Source organism: Methylobacterium sp. Leaf91 (assembly GCF_001422815.1).
Classification (GTDB): Bacteria; Pseudomonadota; Alphaproteobacteria; order Rhizobiales; family Beijerinckiaceae; genus Methylobacterium.
On sequence record NZ_LMMP01000050.1, the window covers coordinates 166,656 to 184,628 of the forward strand.

Annotated in this window: 18 protein-coding genes; 7 read left to right on the top strand and 11 right to left on the bottom strand. The window is 67.0% G+C overall.

All coding sequences use genetic code 11. The features are described 5' to 3' along the window. Positions 1 to 53: 53 nt before the first annotated feature. The 3 genes from hemC to ASF32_RS21825 form a co-directional block, all read right to left on the bottom strand. Positions 54 to 977, bottom strand: coding sequence for a hydroxymethylbilane synthase (gene hemC / locus ASF32_RS21815; protein ID WP_056433552.1), 924 nt, complete (start codon positions 975 to 977; stop codon positions 54 to 56). A 351-nt stretch (positions 978 to 1,328) separates the two neighbouring features. Then, positions 1,329 to 1,628 carry an antibiotic biosynthesis monooxygenase family protein gene (locus ASF32_RS21820; RefSeq protein ID WP_056433555.1) on the bottom strand — a complete coding sequence of 100 codons (300 nt, stop codon included), beginning with the start codon at positions 1,626 to 1,628 and terminating at the stop codon, positions 1,329 to 1,331. 38 nt (positions 1,629 to 1,666) lie between these two features. Beyond that, positions 1,667 to 2,533, bottom strand: coding sequence for a Kdo hydroxylase family protein (locus ASF32_RS21825; protein ID WP_056433558.1), 867 nt, complete (start codon positions 2,531 to 2,533; stop codon positions 1,667 to 1,669). A gap of 351 nt (positions 2,534 to 2,884) precedes the next feature. On the opposite strand from ASF32_RS21825, the gene ASF32_RS21830 reads away from it, so the two are divergent. Together ASF32_RS21830 and ASF32_RS26720 are read left to right on the top strand one after the other, a co-directional pair. Then, the gene (locus ASF32_RS21830; protein ID WP_056433561.1) at positions 2,885 to 3,328 is read left to right on the top strand and encodes a hypothetical protein; all 444 of its coding nucleotides are present in this window, start codon (positions 2,885 to 2,887) and stop codon (positions 3,326 to 3,328) included. Positions 3,329 to 3,443: 115 nt separating this feature from the next. Next, entirely contained in the window at positions 3,444 to 3,722 is a 279-nt protein-coding gene (locus ASF32_RS26720; RefSeq protein ID WP_056433780.1) for a hypothetical protein, read from the top strand. Between the two features lie 56 nt (positions 3,723 to 3,778). Here the strand turns inward: ASF32_RS26720 and ASF32_RS21840 are convergent, their stop codons facing one another. Beyond that, positions 3,779 to 4,252, bottom strand: coding sequence for an Hsp20 family protein (locus tag ASF32_RS21840; RefSeq protein WP_056433564.1), 474 nt, complete (start codon positions 4,250 to 4,252; stop codon positions 3,779 to 3,781). Between the two features lie 180 nt (positions 4,253 to 4,432). Here ASF32_RS21840 and ASF32_RS21845 point away from each other — a divergent pair, with 180 nt between their 5' ends. Continuing rightward, positions 4,433 to 5,440 (top strand): alpha/beta hydrolase, encoded by a 1,008-nt coding sequence (locus ASF32_RS21845; RefSeq protein ID WP_056433567.1) that lies wholly within the window; start codon positions 4,433 to 4,435, stop codon positions 5,438 to 5,440. Between the two features lie 20 nt (positions 5,441 to 5,460). On the opposite strand, the gene hisN is transcribed toward ASF32_RS21845, so the two are convergent. The 4 genes from hisN to ASF32_RS21865 all read right to left on the bottom strand — a co-directional run bounded on the left by hisN (position 5,461) and on the right by ASF32_RS21865 (position 9,578). After that, positions 5,461 to 6,249 (bottom strand): histidinol-phosphatase, encoded by a 789-nt coding sequence (gene hisN, locus ASF32_RS21850; RefSeq protein ID WP_056433570.1) that lies wholly within the window; start codon positions 6,247 to 6,249, stop codon positions 5,461 to 5,463. Positions 6,250 to 6,397: 148 nt separating this feature from the next. Then, the gene (locus ASF32_RS21855; RefSeq protein ID WP_056433785.1) at positions 6,398 to 8,320 is read right to left on the bottom strand and encodes an AI-2E family transporter; all 1,923 of its coding nucleotides are present in this window, start codon (positions 8,318 to 8,320) and stop codon (positions 6,398 to 6,400) included. A gap of 248 nt (positions 8,321 to 8,568) precedes the next feature. Beyond that, positions 8,569 to 9,336, bottom strand: a complete 768-nt coding sequence (locus ASF32_RS21860) for a 5-oxoprolinase subunit PxpA (RefSeq protein WP_056433573.1) — start codon at positions 9,334 to 9,336, stop codon at positions 8,569 to 8,571. Further along, on the bottom strand, positions 9,333 to 9,578 hold the full coding sequence (locus tag ASF32_RS21865; RefSeq protein WP_056433576.1) for a helix-turn-helix domain-containing protein: 246 nt from the start codon (positions 9,576 to 9,578) through the stop codon (positions 9,333 to 9,335). Before ASF32_RS21865 ends, ASF32_RS21860 begins: the two co-directional genes overlap by 4 nt. A gap of 971 nt (positions 9,579 to 10,549) precedes the next feature. On the opposite strand from ASF32_RS21865, the gene ASF32_RS21870 reads away from it, so the two are divergent. Then, entirely contained in the window at positions 10,550 to 12,163 is a 1,614-nt protein-coding gene (locus ASF32_RS21870) for a TROVE domain-containing protein (RefSeq protein WP_056433579.1), read from the top strand. Between the two features lie 66 nt (positions 12,164 to 12,229). Here ASF32_RS21870 and pncB read toward each other — a convergent pair whose 3' ends face one another. After that, a complete protein-coding gene (pncB, locus tag ASF32_RS21875) occupies positions 12,230 to 13,522 on the bottom strand; it encodes a nicotinate phosphoribosyltransferase (protein WP_056433582.1) in 1,293 nt (430 codons plus the stop codon). 418 nt (positions 13,523 to 13,940) lie between these two features. Beyond that, positions 13,941 to 14,444 carry a pyridoxamine 5'-phosphate oxidase family protein gene (locus ASF32_RS21880; RefSeq protein WP_056433585.1) on the bottom strand — a complete coding sequence of 168 codons (504 nt, stop codon included), beginning with the start codon at positions 14,442 to 14,444 and terminating at the stop codon, positions 13,941 to 13,943. A 130-nt stretch (positions 14,445 to 14,574) separates the two neighbouring features. Here ASF32_RS21880 and ASF32_RS21885 point away from each other — a divergent pair, with 130 nt between their 5' ends. The 3 genes from ASF32_RS21885 to mobA all read left to right on the top strand — a co-directional run bounded on the left by ASF32_RS21885 (position 14,575) and on the right by mobA (position 16,761). Further along, on the top strand, positions 14,575 to 14,880 hold the full coding sequence (locus ASF32_RS21885) for a hypothetical protein (protein ID WP_200919221.1): 306 nt from the start codon (positions 14,575 to 14,577) through the stop codon (positions 14,878 to 14,880). 124 nt (positions 14,881 to 15,004) lie between these two features. Beyond that, a complete protein-coding gene (locus tag ASF32_RS21890; protein WP_056433588.1) occupies positions 15,005 to 16,141 on the top strand; it encodes an Mrp/NBP35 family ATP-binding protein in 1,137 nt (378 codons plus the stop codon). A gap of 5 nt (positions 16,142 to 16,146) precedes the next feature. Further along, positions 16,147 to 16,761 (top strand): molybdenum cofactor guanylyltransferase MobA, encoded by a 615-nt coding sequence (mobA, locus tag ASF32_RS21895; RefSeq protein WP_056433591.1) that lies wholly within the window; start codon positions 16,147 to 16,149, stop codon positions 16,759 to 16,761. 3 nt (positions 16,762 to 16,764) lie between these two features. Here mobA and ASF32_RS21900 read toward each other — a convergent pair whose 3' ends face one another. Next, positions 16,765 to 17,853 (bottom strand): GSU2403 family nucleotidyltransferase fold protein, encoded by a 1,089-nt coding sequence (locus ASF32_RS21900; RefSeq protein ID WP_056433594.1) that lies wholly within the window; start codon positions 17,851 to 17,853, stop codon positions 16,765 to 16,767. Positions 17,854 to 17,973: the final 120 nt, after the last annotated feature.

A 17,973-nucleotide genomic window follows, 5' to 3' on the forward strand; every position in this document is an offset into this window, starting at 1 on the left:
AGATGCCGCGCCCGACCGGATACCAAGCTCCCGCGACCGATGCGTGCGCCAAGCTATTGCAGATGCTTGGCGTAGGTGTCGCCAGCGGCACGTTTCAGCTCGGCGCCGGCGTCCTGTCCGATTCCGGCCGCATCGGATACCGCGCCAGAGCGGTGGACCGCCCAATGAGCACTGCCGTCGGGCAGGAACAACAGGCCGTTCAGGGTCAGCACCCCGCCGTCGATCCGTGCCAGGGCCGCGATGGGCGTGCGGCACGACCCGTCAAGCTCCGCAAGGAGGCCACGCTCAGCATCGAGTTCAGCCGTGGCCGTCGGGGACCGGAGGGGGGCAAGCAGAGCTCGAACATCGGAATCCACCTCCCGGCATTCGATGCCGAGGGCGCCCTGGGCCACGGCGGGGAGCATCTCCTCCACGGACAGGACGCTTCGTGCCATGTCGGCCATGCCGAGGCGTTCGAGACCGCAGAGGGCCAGAAGCGTCGCCTCGCATGTGCCCTCCTGGAGCTTGCGCATTCTTGTGTTGGCGTTGCCGCGCATGGGGACGATGCGCAGGTCCGGCCGGCGCATGAGAACCTGGGCGGCCCGGCGCAGGGAAGAAGTGCCCACGCGCGCTCCTGGTGCGAGGCCGGCAAAGCCCTCCGCTTGCGCCGAGAGGAATGCATCGCGTGGATCGTCCCGTTCCAGGATGCAAGCGATGACCAGCCCCTCGGGTAGCCAGGTTTCGACATCCTTCATGGAATGCACGGCCACGTCGACCACGTCGGCGAAGAGGGCCTGTTCAAGCTCCTTCGTGAAGAGTCCCTTGCCGCCGATTTCGGACAGGGGGCGGTCGAGGATGCGGTCGGCGACCGTGTTCACCACCACCAGCTCCGTTTCCAGCCCCGGATTTGCGGCCACGATCTTGTCGCGGACCATTCCCGTCTGCGCGAGAGCCATGGGGCTGCCGCGGGTGCCGATGCGGAGGGGGCGCTGAATCATGGGCGATGGACGCCTGTGCAAGGACGCTTCGGATAAGACCGCCTCTGTCGAGGACGGTATCCTTCAGTAAGCAGTCGGCGATCGGCTGTCACGGTGGCGGAGGCTTTGCGCGAGCCGCGCGCCAGGGAGTGAAAGAAATCTATTAACCCACCCCGATCATCGGATCCTGATGATAGGAAGCCGATCGTATTTCGACCTCCAACGAAATGAGAGATGGCTTCGAGCAAGCTCGAACGTTCGCGCGATACGCATTTTCCTTAGGATGATGCGGGACTGCTGCCGGACAGCAGCTTGCTCCTCCTGCCCGTTCCCCTTGGGGCATGATGCCGCCGGTCATGACGGGTCTGGACGTCAGAACGCCTGCAAGGTCAGTTCCGTATGCTCGACGCTCGGCGGTCCCTCGAAGAAAGGGGATACCATGGCGCGGTAATCCTTCCAGGCCTGCGAGCCCGTGAAGAGTTCTGTATGGTCCGCGAGGGTCTCCCACTCGATCAGCAGTCGATAGCGTTGCGGCTTCTCAACGGAACGACGAACAGCGAAGCTCCTGCATCCCTTGGCGACCTTGAAGATTTCGGATGCCTTGGCGATGTTCGCCTCGAAATCAGCTTCCATGCCGGCTTTGATTTCGATCTGTGCGATTTCGAGGATCATGGCGTGGCCCTAAACTCGGTTTCTGTATCGGTGAAATCTCAACGCAGTTTGCGGCCGAGTTTCTTGGCAAGGATCCGCTGTGGGCTGAGTTCCGGATCCGCTTGGCTCGTGACGGGCAGGTAGGCCGTCTGTTCCAGCATGTAGCGGCCGCCCATGGCGCCGTGCATGACGAGGTCCGAGAACGTCACCCAGGTCTGGCCCGGTGCAAATTGCACATCAGCCTGGGGACCTTTCTGCTGGTACTCCATGTCCTGCTTGAGCGCGTCATGGAGATGAAGCATCAGGTGGTCGTATTCGGAGCGGCGCGCCTTGGTGATACGCAGCGTGGCCAACAGCCGCGCGGATAGCGGCGAGTAGCCCGGCAAGCGCGGCAAGAATTTTTCAGCCATCGAGCCGAAATCTTCGCCTACCCGCCACAGGCGCGGTTGGCCGTTGGGGTTGATGTTGCGGAAAATACGCAGGATGCGCTTCTCGCCGATCGGATTCGACGGAAAGGCATCCACATGCAGACGGGTGTCGTCGCGGCGCCAACTGAGCTTGCGTTGATCCACCTCGAACGGACGGTAGGAGGTGCCAGCCAGCGTGACTTTGCCGGTATAGGCCGGCAGATGGCGGTCGATGAGCCCCTGGGCGAAGGCCTTGTAGCGGATGAGAAGCTGACGCAGCGCTTCCTGTTCCTCCGGCGTCCCGGCGGCACCTCTCAGGGCGGCCTCCTTGCCGCGGATGTTCACATTCTTGGCCTTGCCGTCAGCGAAGGGTCGTTCGACGAAGCGCTTCTCGAAATCGCTGAACGGGAAGTCCTCGTCGTGGAAGACCAGGACCGACCCGTTCTCCAAGGCTTCGACGAGGGAGGGAGCGCCGGGCGCTGACCCGTCGCGGGCGACGGAAAGGATCGGGCTGATCATTGGGGAAGCGTCCTCGAAAGCCGCGTGTGTCGCGCGGTTTAGCCGAAGCCCGGGCTTTCCGCCAAGGGTTGGCCGTCAAAGGTAAGACGGAAGGACCAGTCACTACGGAATGAGTACGAGTCGGTCCCTTCACGGGCGATGACGCGCGCTGGAACAACGACGCTACCGAGAGTGACGTGCGGCGGATTAGTAGTGGATGAAGTCTTCACCCGGTTGTCATCGGCCCTGTACCGGCTCAACCATGCTCAATCGACCGATGGCGTCCGTCGCAACCTTGGCGCATGCCCGATCGTTCTCTCGGTGGCGGGCAGGTCCTAAGGTCCGCCCGCGACGGCAACGAGGAAGCCGACGATGGCGACGTTGAAGGAATTCGAGGAGGCCCTGCGAGAGCAGGGTATGAACATGGCGCTGGCCCTGCTGCAGCGCCTGCGCGAGCGCGATCGAGCGACCCGGACGATCAAGCCGGCGAGACGCCTCACGGGGCAGAAGATGACACCGGAACTGGCTCGGGCCATCCTCGACCTTCACGCTTCCACGGGAATGACCCAGCAGGAGATCGCCTTCAAGGTCGGCGTGAACCAGGGACGGGTCAACGAGGTCATCAAGCGCGGCAAGTGGCTGAACGAGGATCCGCAGGCTCCCGAAGCCGTAGCCCGCGACAAGGCAAAGGCTAGGATGCGCGGCGAGCCGAAAACGCAGCGAACCGCGCCGAAGCCTACGGTCCGTAAGGACCGGCCGATAGCCGCTCGTCCTAGGCAGAGCCCACAGGGACAACTCGCCTTCGGAGACCTGTGAAGCCCCTGTGAAACTTGGCTGATCGGCTTCGAGTTACCCTGGTCGGACGGCGCTTTTGCGTCGTCGAACGCGGGGGCATTGGATTGTGGCGAGGGTCTTCAATTTCATCTGCGGCATGTGTGCCGCGATCGGCGTCGCTTCGCCGGCTATCGCGCAACGGGCATCCACACTCGATATGACGTGCCCAGAGGCCCGATCCGTCGTGTCGCGCAACCGCGGCATCGTTCTTGGGACGGGTGGAGCGACCTATGACCGTTTCGTGCGTGACCGGGGTGCTTGCGAAGTGACCGAGATCACAATCCCCGCCTATGCGCCCACGCGCGACACGCCGGATTGCTTCATTGGCTATCGATGCAGGGAGCCCGGCCGAGGAGACCGGTTCGACGGGTTCTGACACGCAAGAGCGCCCCGACCAGGGGATCGGGGCGCTCTCCATCAGAAGACGATCGATTAGGCCGCTTCTTGCACCTGACCCTCGATCACGGGTGCCTTGGCGGCAGCCGACGTGGCGATCTGGATCTGGCGAGGCTTCTTGGCCTCCGGAATCTCGCGGACGAGATCGATATGGAGCAACCCGTTCTCCAGGGCCGCGCCCGTCACCTGCACGTAATCGGCAAGCTGAAACCGACGCTCGAAGCCACGGGCGGCGATGCCCTGATGCAGAACCTCGACCTTTCGGCTGGCATCCGGCTTGCGCTCACCCTTGAGCGAGAGAGCGTTTTCCTTCACCTCGATGGTAAGGTCTGCTTCGGTGAAGCCTGCTACCGCGACCGTGATGCGGTAAGCGTTCTCGCCTGTGCGCTCGATGTTGTAGGGTGGGTAGGTCGGGACCGCGTCGGCGCTCACGAACTGATCGAGGGCCGAGAACAAACGGTCGAAGCCGACAGTAGAACGATAGAGGGGAGCAAGATCGAACTGGCGCATGACATATTCTCCGTAGGAAGCAACATGTAACGTTATCGTCCGCCCAAAGGGCCGGACTATTGCGCCGCCGTATCGGCCGGCGCTCCTCCAATATCGGAGGCGTGGCGATAGGCTTCAAGAGTTTGGATAACCCCGTTGCATGGAAATTTTGATGCTGCTCCTCTTGTTCGGACCCCGCCCATGCTGAGCCTTGCTTCCACCCCCGGAAATCCAGTTCCCCCGGGGGGAACACTGGTCTCTGTTCAGACGGATGACGGAGTACGGCTGAGGGCGGTTCACTGGCGCCCCACAACGCGCCTCGCCAAAGGGACGGTGTGCCTGCTTCAGGGCCGGGCCGAGTTCATCGAAAAGTACTACGAAACCATCACGGATCTGCGCCGGCGCGGCTTCGCGGTCGTAGCCTTCGATTGGCGTGGTCAGGGTGAATCGCAGCGGCAAGTCACCGATGCGCATTGTGGCCACGTCGCACGGTTCGACGATTATCGCCACGATCTCAAAGCGATAGAGGAAGCGATCCTACGGCCGTTGATGCCGCATCCGCATATGGGCCTCGCCCATTCAATGGGGGGCGCCGTGGCTTTGACCGGTGCGATGGACGGATGGCTCCCCTTCGCCCGACTAGTCACCGTGGCACCGATGTTGTCGATCCGGATGATCCGTTTCCCGGCGGCGTCCTTCTTTCTCGCCCGTCTGCTGCATGCGCTGGGGCTCGGGCGCAGTTATATCCCGTTCGGCAAACCGACCTCGATGGCGACGAAACCGTTTGCGGGAAACCGACTCTCGGGTGATCCCGCCCGCTATGAACGCAATGCCCAGGCGGCCCGGGCGGTGGGCACTGGCGCCGTGGGCGACCCGAGCGTGGCCTGGATCGTCGGTGCGTTCAGGGCGATGGAGAAACTCGCCGATCCGCGAAAGGCCGCCTCGATCCGCATCCCGATCCTCGTGATCGGCGCTGGCGCCGACCCTGTTTGCGATACCGCCATCACGGAACGGTTCGTTGGCCGCCTTTCCTCCGGGTTTCTCCTCGTCCTGCCCGATGCCCGGCATGAGATCCTCTCGGAGCGTGACGCGATCCGGGATGATTTCTGGGCGGCTTTCGATGCCTTCGTACCGGGGACGGTGGTCACGCCGTCGCGAGTGGAGCACGCCGATACGGGGCGGTCAGCCGCTGCCGCGATGCTGCCCTAGAACCCGCGCGGTTCAGGACTTCACGGGTTGAGGTGGCGCAGGGCCGCGGCGTGTAGCCGGACGTCCCCGGCGGCGACGATGCGGCCGCCCTTCGCGGCCGAACTTCCATCCCAGGCGGTGATGACGCCGCCGGCACCCTCGATGATCGGGATCAGCGCGACGATGTCGTGCGGCTTCAAGCCGGCCTCCACCACGAGGTCGATCTGCCCCGCCGCGAGCATGCAATAGGCGTAGCAATCGGTGCCGTAGCGCGACATCCGCACCGCGCCCTCGATGCTTTGGAAGCGATCCTGCTCGTCGCCCGGCGCGAACAGGCGCGGGTCCGTGGTGGCGAGCAGCGCATCGGCGAGGCGCTCGCAGCGGCGGGTCATGAGCTTGCGCGGGCCGCGAATGCCGTGGAACGTGGCACTGGCTCCATCGCCCACGAAGCGCTCGCCGAGATAGGGCTGGTTCATCAGCCCGCGCACCGGCACGCCGTCATGGAGCAGGCCGATTAGCGTTCCCCAGGTGGGGAGCCCCGTGATGAAGGCGCGAGTGCCGTCGATCGGGTCGAGGACCCAGACGCATTCGGCATCCGCATGGTCGGAGCCGAACTCCTCGCCGACGATGCCGTGGGTGGGGAAGGTGCTCCTGATCCGGCCGCGCAGGATGGTCTCCGCCGCCCGATCGGCTTCGGTGACCGGATCGAAGGCGCCGGTGCCCCTGCCCTTGTCGTCCATGCCGAACGAAGCGCGGAAGAAGGGCAGGATGGCCTGACCCGACTCGGTGGCGAGATCTTCCATGAACCGTGCGAGATCGACGACGCTCATCGACGGGCCTCCTGTCCGAACCGTGTCCGCCACGGAAGCGACGATGGGCCGGCCGCGTCAAGCCCGATAGGCCCCGAACGACCGCCATGACCCCGGTGGTTCGACCGCCATCGCCCGGCCTTTCGACCGCAACGGAGCGCCTCTTCCGTCAGGTCGCCAGGGCGGCCGTGACGGGGGCCGATGGCGGTGGCTCGGGCGCGGACGAGCCCGCCTTGTCGGCCCCCACAATCGTGCCGGCCTGGGCGAGGACGGCCTGCAATGTGGAATCGAGGGACGAGACGTGCACGTCGCCGCCGATCGCCGCGCGCTGACCTTCGTCGTTGAGGATCTCGTGATCCGCCTGCCACAGGCCGACGACGATGGGCAGGTCCGGCATGCGCCGCTTCAGCCGCCCGACGAGGCGGCGCAGATGCGTCGGCTCCCCGCTGATGGCGAGCGACACGATGCAGATCATCCGGGCCGGGCCGGGATCGAAACTGTCGATCTGGGCTCGCGCCACATCGGAGAAGGGCACGATTCGCGTGCCGATGCCGCGCTTGCTCAGGAGTTGGGCCAGGATCGAGCAGGCCGATTCGTCGACGAAGCTGCGCCCCGTCACGCACAGGACCGCACCGTCCTGCTTCCAGGCCTCGGGGATGTCCTCGGGAATGGCGAAGTCGTCGTCGGGCACCTCGGTCTCCCGGCGGTCGAGCCCGGCGATGAGAACCGCGACCGTGTCCCGGATATCGTTCTTCTGCTCCGGGGTGAGCACGCCGCGGGCCGCGTCACGGGCAGCGAGTTCCAGGCCCTTCAGCACCACGTCGTCGTAATAGGAGGAGAGTGAGCACTCCTTGAGGATCAGCTCGGCATGCTCCTCGGCCTCTTCCGGGTCGTCGGCGAGGATGCGTTGGTAGAAGTTCTCCACCGGGGTCAGGGCAGGCCGGTCGCCGAACAGCACGTCGAGGAATTCGAGCTTGTCCACATGGCGGCCGAGAACGACGAGGCAGACGGTGAGCGGCGTCGACAGCAGCAGGCCGACGGGTCCCCACAGCCATGTCCAGAACAGCGCCGAGACCAGCACGGCGAAGGGCGACATGCCGGTGGACTGGCCATAAAGCATCGGCTCGATGACATGCCCCGTCAGTGGTTCGAGGATGAGGAACACCGCCAGCGTGGCGATGACCATCGACCAGCCGGGATCGACCGCCGCCGCCAGCGCCAGGGGGAACAGGGCCGCCAGGGCCGCGCCGATATAGGGCACGAACCGCATCAGCGCCGAGAAGATGCCCCATAGGGCCGGGTTGGGCACGCCGATGATGTAGAGACAGATCCCGATCACCACGCCGAAGGCGGCGTTGAGCGCGAGCTGCACCAGGAAGTAGCGGCTGAGACGCCGCGCGGCATCGTCCATCGCCACGGTGGTCCGGTGGAGATCGCTCGACCCGACGAGGCGGATCATGCGGTCGCGCAGATCCTCCCTCTGCATCAGCAGGAACAGCAGCACGATGAAGACGATGCCGATGGTGGCCAGCGGATGCAGGATCGGCGACAGGATGGTGTTGGCCAGCGCCAGCGGGTCCGGCGCCCGCTCCTTCATCTCGACGAGGACCGGTTTCTCGGGCGGCGGAGCGTTGGGCTTCCCGGCCTCGGGCTTCGGAGTCTCGGGCTTCGTGCTCTCCTCCCCGCCCTGATGCATGGTCCGGCCGATATTGGCGACGTACTCGGCCATCCGCCCGGCCGGGCTGTCGCGCAGGCCCTCGGCCTTCTGCTCGATGGTCGCGCGGTAGCGGGGCACATCCTTGGCCAGATCCGCCAGCTGGACGCCGATGAGGGTGGCCAAAGCCGCCGCGACCCCGAGCGCCATGACGACGGAGGTCGCCACCGACAGGAATCGTCCGAAGCGCAGGCGCCGCAGCAGGTAGACGATGGGGCCCAGCACGAAGGAGAGCAGGACCGCGATGGCGATGGGAATGAGGACGTCGCGGCCGATATAGAGGCCGGAGACGATCAGCGCGGTGACGATGAGGGGCGAAACCAGCGAGGGCGGGAGCGATTCGGCCGCCGCGATGCGCGTTGCCCGGGGCGGCAGCATCGGATCCCGCAGTGGCGTCGCACGGGAGATGCCGGTTTTGCCACTCGTGGAACTCTTGGCACCCGCGGACCCCGCCTTCGGCGCCTGCGGCGATGCGGCTTCAGCCGGGGTGGGTGTCGCCATGTCGGTTCCGTCTCAACGCTACGCACACGATGTCGCGGCAATCTCGCCAGCGTAATCGCCATGAGGAACGGAGTATCGACGGGAAACGATCCCTGCTTCCTGCAAGCTTTGCATTCATTCTGGAATCAGGCGGCGTTGAACGCGGCCAGTGCGAAGCCCGCTTCTTCGAGGGCGAGCCTGACCGCGCGCGCCGTCTCCACCGCTCGTGGCGTATCCCCATGGACGCAGATCGTGTCGATGGACACCGCGATCCGCTGGCCGGACAGGGTGATCACCGCCCCCTCCTCCACCATGCGGCGGACCCGCGCCGCCGCCTCGGCCGCATCGTGGATGACGGCTCCGGGCCGCGAGCGTGCGCAGAGTTGCCCGTCCTCTTCATAGGCCCGGTCGGCATAGATTTCCCGCACCACGGCGAGACCGGCATCTAGCGCCGCGCGCTCGGCCGCGAGTTCCGGCATCACCACCAGGGGCAGGGTCCGGTCGACGGCGAGGACCGCCCGCGCGAGAGCCTTCGCCACATCCGCATCGGCGTTCGACAGGTTGGCGAGGGCTCCGTGCGCCTTCACATGGGTGACGCGATGATGGCCGAGGGCCGCACAGGCCTGGAGCGCGCCGATCTGGTAGGCCACCCCGGCCTCGATCTCCCCCGCGCTCTCGGCGATGACGCGACGTCCAAAACCGCGAAGATCCTGAAATCCCGGATGGGCGCCGATAAACACGCCGCGCGCCCGCGCCGCCGAGGCGGTGGCGACCATGATCGAAGGATCGCCGCCATGGAAGCCGCAGGCGACGTTGGCCGAGGTGACGAGATCGAGGAGCGCCGTGTCGTCGCCGAGCGTGTAGGGCCCGTAGCCCTCGCCGAGATCGGCGTTGAGATCGATGCGGCGGCTCATGCGGCCCGTGCCGGCCGCGCCCGCAGCATCACCCCGAACCCTTCGTCCTCGTTGCCGATGAAACGGACGCCCTCCCCTTCGAGGGCGTTGCGGATGGCGTCGAGCGTCCGGTTGCGCGGGGCGACCTGGTCGCTTTCGATCATGTTGAGAGTGACGATGGAGAGGGAGGCCCGCGCCGCGAGCGTCCCTTGCGTCCATTTCAGCAGCCCGCGCCCGGCGCGGATCTGAGCGGATGTGATCATGCGAAGGAGATGGACCGAACTGTAAGATTTTTCAAGTTTCGGCTTGACTGGACCGGAGCGCAACTCTAATCACCCCGCCATCGGCCTGCCGGGCCGGTGATCGAGGGTTATCGCACCATTTCCGACGTCCGCGGTCGCGAGCCGTGGTGGCCTCGAGGCCCAGTCGTCCTCGATCGTTCATGACCGGCAGACCAGATTGCCTCACCGGCGCGGGCCGGCGGGGGCTCGGTTATCACCTCTCATGTGAAACCGCCCGAGCCCCATTCGACATGTCCGCGTCCCTCGCCATTCGGTCCATGCCACGGACGGAGCAACGCATGAAGAAAGTCGACCTAAGCGTCGCCGCGTTCGCCTGTCTCGGGGGCGAAAGCCGGCGACCGACCCGTCTGTGATCCGGCGCTCCGCGCGGGCCGCTGACGAACGGTTATCTTTGGGATGAAGGGCTTTCGAGCCCTGGGGTTCGACCCCCCGACGGCCTCGCGGCCGATCCGTTCGCCTCGACCATGTCCGCGCGGCCATAGGCCGGATTCACCGACAATCCCTCATCGTCGACGTTTCCGTCGCCTTCGCGCGGTGCGAGCCTCCTGGCTCGCGTCCGAGCGTCCGCGCTGGAACCCGAGCGGTCCGTGCGGGCCGACAGGGGACGGTTATCGGTAGAGCGCCGCGGGGCTCGCCTCGCGGAGGTTGCGGATTCGAATTCCGCCGGGGCCGTCGCGGTCCCGAAGCTCATGACACCGTCCCTCGAACACATGCCCGCATGGCCGACCCGGATCGGCGAGCGGATCACCCCATCGGCCGCGCGGGCCGACGCGGCAGGATTATCGACGTCTTGTGTCGCGGGTTCGACTCCCGCCGGGCAGCGATGCCCGTAGCTCAGACGGTAGAGCAAAGACCCCTCCTGCCACCGACCCATGCCCGCGCGGCCCCAACGAACCACCGGGCAAGAGGCCCCGTGGAGGAAGGAGCGAGCGATGATGTCCTATGCCAAGCTGTTCTCGCTCCGGCGCAATCCGCAGTCGGAGCCCATTCCCCGTACCGTGCCGAACTCGGCCGGCGGACACGCCTTCCCGGTGAGCGACTGGACGCGGCTCGACCGTTTCCTGGTGCTCGGCTCCGAGGGCGGCTCGTACTATGCCGGCCCCGTCGCTTTGACGCGCGACAATGCCCGGGCCGTGCTGCGGTGCCTCGCGGAAGACGGCCCGCGCGTGGTCGCCGCCATCGTGGCGGTGAGCGAGGCCGGACGGGCTCCGAAGCAGGATCCGGCGATCTTCGCCCTGGCGCTCGCCGCCTCGGCGGAGGGCGAGCATGCCCTCGCCACCCGCCGGGCCGCTCTGGCCGCCCTTCCGCGCGTCTGCCGCACGGGTACGCACCTGTTCCAGTTCGCGTCCGCCGTCGAGGCGATGCGCGGCTGGGGCCGTGGCCTGCGCCGCGCGGTGGCCGACTGGTATGTCGCCCGCCCCGTGGAGGCCCTTGCCTACCAGGCGGTGAAGTATCGTTCGCGCAACGGCTGGTCGCACCGCGATCTGCTGCGGCTGGCTCATCCGGAGACGGGCGAGCCGGATCGCGCCGCCCTGTTCGACTGGATCTGCCGCGGCACCCTGGCCGAGGCGGCGCCGGCGCTCGTCCACGCCTTCGCCTCGGTGCAGGCGCCGGGCGTCAACGGGGCTTCGGCCGCGGCGATGATCCGCACGCACGGCCTGCCGTGGGAGGCGCTGCCGACCGAGCTGATGACGAGCCGGGCGGTGAACGAGGCGCTGATCGAGCGCATGCCGGTGGGAGCCCTCGTGCGTCACCTCGGGCGGCTCACGGCTTCGGGCGTGCTCGCCCCCTTCTCGGAGGGGACCGAGCATGTCCGGGCGGTACTGTCGGACCGGACGCGCATCCTCGATGCGCGCCTCCATCCGATGGCGCTGCTCATGGCGCTCAAGACCTACGCGTCGGGGCGCGGTGAGCGCGGCCGGCTCTCCTGGGAGCCGGTGGCCGCCATCGTCGAGGCGCTGAACGCCGCGTTCTACACGGCGTTCGCGTCGGTGACGCCCACCGGCAAGCGTCTCGTCCTGGCCCTCGATGTGTCGGGGTCCATGGCGACGGGAGGCGTGGCCGGGTCTTCGCTCACCCCGCGTGAGGCGGCCGCCGCGATGGCGCTCGTCACCGCGGCGACCGAGGAGCACTGCCAGGTCGTCGGCTTCACGGCCGGTGCCGGCCGACGCCGGAACGAGGGCACGGCGCTGACCGCGCTGCCGATCGGGCCGTCGATGCGGCTCGACGCGGCGGTGGCGGCCACGGCCGACCTGCCCTTCGGCGGGACGGATTGCTCGTTGCCCATGCGCTGGGCCCTCGAGCGGAACGTCAAGGCCGACGCCTTCGTGGTCTACACCGACTCGGAGACGTGGGCGGGGCCGGTCCACCCGGTGGAGGCCCTGCGCGCGTACCGGCGGAAGACCGGGATCGACGCCAAGCTCGTGGTCGTGGGGCTCGTCTCCAACGGCTTCAGCATCGCCGACCCGGCGGATGCCGGCATGCTCGACGTGGTCGGCTTCGACGCCGCGGCGCCGGCGCTGATCGCGGATTTCCTCCGCGCCTGACAGGGGAGACGGACGGCACGCCGCCCGTCTCCCGCATGCCCGGATGAGGGCCGCTCTCGGCAAACCTCACACGATGACCGGCATCTCCGCCATCTCGCCGATGCCGAAGACGCGCTTGTAGCGGGCGACCTCGTCGGCGGGGCCGATGGCCTTGGACGGGTTGTCGGAGATCTTCACGGTCGGCCGGCCGTTGGCGGCGATGACCTTGCAGACGATGGAGATCGGATCGAGCCCGTGATCGGGCACCAGCCCGCGGAAATCGTTGGTGAGCAGGGTGCCCCAGCCGTAGCCGATGCGCATCCGCCCGTGGAAATGCGCGTGGATCGCCTCGATCGTCTCGATATCCAGCCCATCCGAGAAGATCGCGAGCTTGGAGGCCGGATCGCAGCCGCGCGATGCCCACCAGGCGATGGCTTCCTCGCCGCCCTCGATCGGGTCCTTCGAATCGATGCGGATCCCGGTCCAGGCCGTCATCCATTCGGGCGCATGGGCCAGGAAACCGGTGGTGCCGTAGGTGTCCGGCAACATCACCAGCAGGTTGCCGGCGTAATCCTGCTGCCAGTCGCGCAGCACGTCGTAGGGCGCCTGGGCCAGGGCCTCGTCGTCCTCGGCGAGGGCCGAGTAGACCATCGGCAGTTCATGGGCGTTGGTGCCCACCGCCTCGACCTCGCGGCGCATGGCGATGAGACAGTTCGACGTGCCGAGGAAGGCCTCGCCGAGGCCCTCGCGCATCGCCTCGACGCACCAATCCTGCCACAGGAAACCGTGGCGGCGTCGAGTGCCGAAATCGGCGATGGAGAGGCCCGGCAGGCATTTCAGCCGCTCGATCTTCTCCCAGACCCTCGTCATCGCCCGCGCGTAGAGGATCTGCAGCTCGAACTTGCCGAGCCCGCGCAGAACCCCACGCGAGCGCAGCTCGTTGAGGATGGCCAGCGCCGGCACCTCCCACATCGTGGTCTCGATCCAGGGACCGTGGAAGGTGAGAACGTATTGTCCGTCGCGCGCCTCGAGTTCGTATTCCGGCAGGCGGAAGCCTTCGAGCCAATCCATGTAATCGGCCGAGAACATCTGGCGGTTGCCGTAGAAGGTGTTGCCGCGCAGCCAGGTCGATTCCCCCCGGCTCAGGCGAACGGTGCGGGCGTGATCGAGCTGCTCGCGCAATTCCCCCACATCGACGAAATCGGCGATGCGGACGGAGCGGCTGCGGTTCTGGATGCCGAAGGTCACGTCGGCGTCGCGATGGCGGCGAAAGATCGTCTGCGCCATCAGGAGCTTGTAGAAATCGGTATCGAGCAGCGACCGGATGATCGGGTCGATCTTGAAATTGTGGTTGTAAACCCGCGTCGCGAGATCGAGCATGGTCGGGAGGGATCCGGCGCGGGACCCGGGCGCCCGCTCGCCGGCGAAGAGCGCACGGGCCTCGGGCGCGAGTCAATCGTTCACCCGGTGATTGGCGGGGACCTGATGGCGACTGGACGGTTCGGCCCGTCGCGTTTATTCGCAGACGGGTGAGGTGAATCGCGGGTCTCTCTCCCCCTTGTGGGGAGAGGTCAGGGGTGGGGGTGGCTCCGCCAGCCTCCACCGGCTGAGGGTCGCCCAACCACCCCCACCTCCAACTCCTCCCCACAGGCTCGACGGATCTCGGGCAGGCCCGAGATTCGCTGGGGAGGAGGGTCCCGCGCGCAGTCTCGCGGCAGAGGGAGGCGTACGGTGGAAAACGCAGAAGGGCGGCCACCCGGCTTCGGATGACCGCCCCACTGTCCGTCCCATCAAAAAATCAGGCGAGATCGACCTTCTTGGTCTCGGTCTTGGGCGATTCGCCGGTGAGGGCGGCCTTCACGTAGCCGTAGATGTGCAGGGCCGTGGCGTTGGGGCTGTCCCAATACTCGCCCTTCTCCGGGTGGATGCGGATGAGTGCGACTTCCGGGTCGTCCTTGCCGTTGGGGAACCAGGTCTTCATGCTCTCGCTCCATTTCTCGTCGACGAGGGCCTGATCGGTGACGATCTCGGCCTTGCCGGCGATGGAGACGTAGGTCTGGCTCGACGGGTCGGAATAGGCGAGGTTGACCTGGTTGTCCTTGCTGATCTCAGCGGTCTTGGGCGAGTGCAGCTTGGTGAAGAACCAGATGTCGCCGTTCTCGTCGGTATCCTGGCTCCACATCGGGCGGCTGTAGAGCTTCCCGTCCTGATCCGCCGTGGTCATCATCGCGACCTTGATGTCCTTGACGAGTTCGAACAGCTTCTTCGCGCCCTCGTGGTCGCGGTGGTTGCCTTGATGCATGAAACGGGTCTCCTGAAGATCTGTCGTCCGTCTCAGGGCACGGCTTTCCCGGTCGCGGGCCGGCCCTGAAGGCTGCACTCACAACGGGCCAGGGCTCGCTTGGTTCAGCACCGTTCGGAGAAGAGGAAGAATGTCTTTGCCCGTCCCGATCCGGGGAATCCTCAACCTGCTCCTGGGTGCGGCCTGCTCCCTTCCCCTCCTCACCGCGCCCGTCGCGGCGCAAGTACGCTTCGGTCCCGGTGTGCGGATCGGCGGCCACGATTTCTCGAACCGGCGCTACGGCAGCGTCCATATCCAGCGGGTGAAGCGTCTCCCCGGCCCGCCCGGATGCCGCCATCTCCGCAACGGGATGTATCGGCGCGGCGACGGGTCGGTGGTCAGGGGCCCGATGGAGCGGTGCAACCTCATCGCCATCCCGCCCGAGCGCCGCCGCTGAAGCCGCCCGCTCCGTGCATATCGGCGGGGTGAGACCGCAACGGGTCTGGCGTTCTGATTGCCGTCGGTTACATGCAGGGTAACGTTCGGGCCGCCCGCCCATTAGTCTTGCCTGGAGAAACATCTTGGCCATCACTCGCGACGACGTGCTCAAGGCGCTATCCGCCGTCACCGTCGATGCCGGCGGGACCACGCTGCCCGCATCGGGCCGCCTGTCCCAGGTGGTGGTCGACCCCACCAACCGGGTCATGTTCTCGATCCTGATCGACCCGAGCGAGGCTGAGCGTTTCGAGCCGGTCCGGCGCAAGGCCGAGGGCACCGTCCTGGCCATGGCGGGCGTCTCCGGCGTATTCGCGAGCCTGACCTCGGAGCGCGGCCCGAACCAGCCCGCCCCTCCGACCCAGGCCGCGGCACCGCAACCGCCTCAGCCGGGACGACCCGCCCCTCCCCGCACCGGCCCTGCGCTGCCGGGCGTGCGCCACATCGTGGCGGTCGCCTCCGGCAAGGGCGGCGTCGGTAAGTCCACCACCGCCTGCAACCTCGCCCTCGCTCTTTCAGCGCAGGGGCTGAAGGTCGGGCTGCTCGATGCCGATATCTACGGCCCCTCGGTGCCCAAGCTGTTCGGCCTGTCCGGCAAGCCGAAGGTGATCGAGGAGCGCCTGCTCGCGCCGATGGACGGCTACGGCATCAAGGTCATGTCCATCGGCTTCCTGATCGAGCCCGAGACGGCGATGATCTGGCGCGGCCCGATGGTGCAGTCGGCCATCACCCAGATGCTGCGCGAGGTCGCCTGGGGCGAGCTCGACATCCTCGTGGTCGACATGCCGCCCGGTACCGGCGACGCCCAGCTCACCATGGCCCAGGCGACGCCGCTTTCCGGGGCCGTCATCGTGTCGACGCCGCAGGATCTCGCGCTGATCGACGCGCGGCGCGGGGTGACGATGTTCCGCAAGGTCTCGGTGCCGATCCTCGGCGTCATCGAGAACATGGCGACCTTCATCTGCCCGAATTGCGGCCATGCCTCGCACATCTTCGGCCATGGCGGCGCCCGCGAAGAGGCGGCGCGGCTCGACGTGCCGTTCCTCGGCGAGGTCCCGCTCGACATGACCATCCGCGAGACCTCCGATTCCGGCCGTCCCGTGGTGGCGGTGGACCCGGACGGGCCGCACGCGAAGGTCTATCGCGGCATCGCCGCGCAGCTCTGGGCCAACCTCACCGGCGGGCCCGCGCCCCGCGCTGCGCCGCGCATCGTCATCGAATAACCCCGATGGAGCCCGTGCTCGGCGTGATCCTGGCCGGCGGTCTGTCCCGCCGGATGGGCGGCGGCGACAAGCCGCTGAGAATTCTGGCGGGCCGCAGCCTGCTCGACCGGGTGGTTGAGCGGTTCGCGCCGCAATGCGGTCTCGGCATCGTCCTCAACGCCAATGGTGACCCGGCCCGGTTCGCGGAATTCCCCGGCCCGGTCGTGCCGGACGGGGTGCCCGACCATCCAGGGCCGCTCGCGGGAATCCTCGCCGCCCTCGACCACGCGGCCGCGCGCCACCCCTCCGCTACCCATGTCGCCAGCGTCACGGGCGATGCGCCGTTCCTGCCCCTCGACTTGGTGGACCGCCTCCGGACCGGGCTGTCCGGCTCCTCCATCGCCATGGCCTCATCGGCCGGGCGGGAGCATTTCACCGTGGCGCTCTGGGCCGTGTCCCTGCGCGAGGATCTTCGGACGGCCCTGGTGGAACGCGGCGAGCGGCGCGTCCGCGCGTTCCTCCGCCGCCACAATGCCCTGGCCGTCGACTGGCCGGCGGAACCGCTCGACCCATTCCTGAACATCAACACGCCGGAGGATCTGGCGCTGGCGGAAACGCTGGTTCGTCAGGCCGATCGGTGACCGCTACAGAGAAGATGCGGGAAACCCGACCTGCGTCGGCTCGTAGCCCAGCATTCCGCCATGCGCGCAGACGGCTTGCGTGATGGCGATGCGCCCGGTCTCGTCGAGGCGTGCGACGCCTGTTTCTAGGTGACGGCGCCAGGAGGGACCTCGGTTCCACGCCTCGACCCAGGAGGCTGCCAGGGCAACGGGCTGGTTCCTGGCCAGGGCCGCGATCAGGAAGCCTGCCTGAGTTAGGTCCTTCGCTTGTTTCTCACGCTCGGTCCGCTCGTTCGCCACGATGAGTTTGTGAACGGCGTAGCGCTCTGGAGCAGGCACCGTGACGGAGATCCCGCCGGCATGGAGCAGCGTCGAGCGGACCGGGTCTCTGATGAGGAAATCGAGATAGCGAAGCGGCTGGGCGCTGACACCGCCGAGGGCCGGCATCGGGACGAGCGCGCCGGTCAGATCGTCCGAGCCACGGTTCGACACGAGAAACTCCACCCGAAACCCATCGGCGTTCGCGAAAGCGCTCGTGTAGTCCGGCCGCGACAGGTTCGGCACCGGACGGAAGCTCGCATCTACGGCCTGAAGTTCCTCGTGAACGGGAGGCATGCTCTCTCCGATCGCGACCGAGATGCCGTAATCCTGTGCGAGATCGATGTCGCCGGTCCTGAGCGCTCTCATCGGGCGCTCCCCGACGAGGCCCGGATAGGTCTGGAACGCCACCGTGCCCACCAGGACCCCACGCAGCCGAAAGAAGCCTGCCTGTGCCAGACGTTCGACGACCCGGCCCGTCAGGGCGTCCGCGGTCGGAAACCCGGCGCTCCGCAACATGCGAACCGCGTCGATACGGGTGCGGTAATCGACCCGCTGGCGGTCATGGGCCTCGACCCGCCGCGTGGTCTCGGAATCCGCTACGGTGCCGACATAGCGGTTGGACTTCGTGCCGGTGGCGGCATCGTAGCCCTGATAGTACCAGTATTCGCGTGCCTTGATGGTGCGCCTGATGAACTTGCCGTTCTCGGGAAAGTCGCGGTCGAACTCCGCATCGGCGCAGCGCTGATTGAGATCGGCGAAGACCGTCTGCGCGGCGGCATCGATGGACGGCATGGCTCGTACCCGCGTTACAGGAAAATCGCCGTTTTCATGTAACGCGCGGAGCTGGGCCTCACAAACGAGAAAGGGCGTCCGCGCGGGTCACGTGCGGACGCCCTTTTCATCGACGGATCG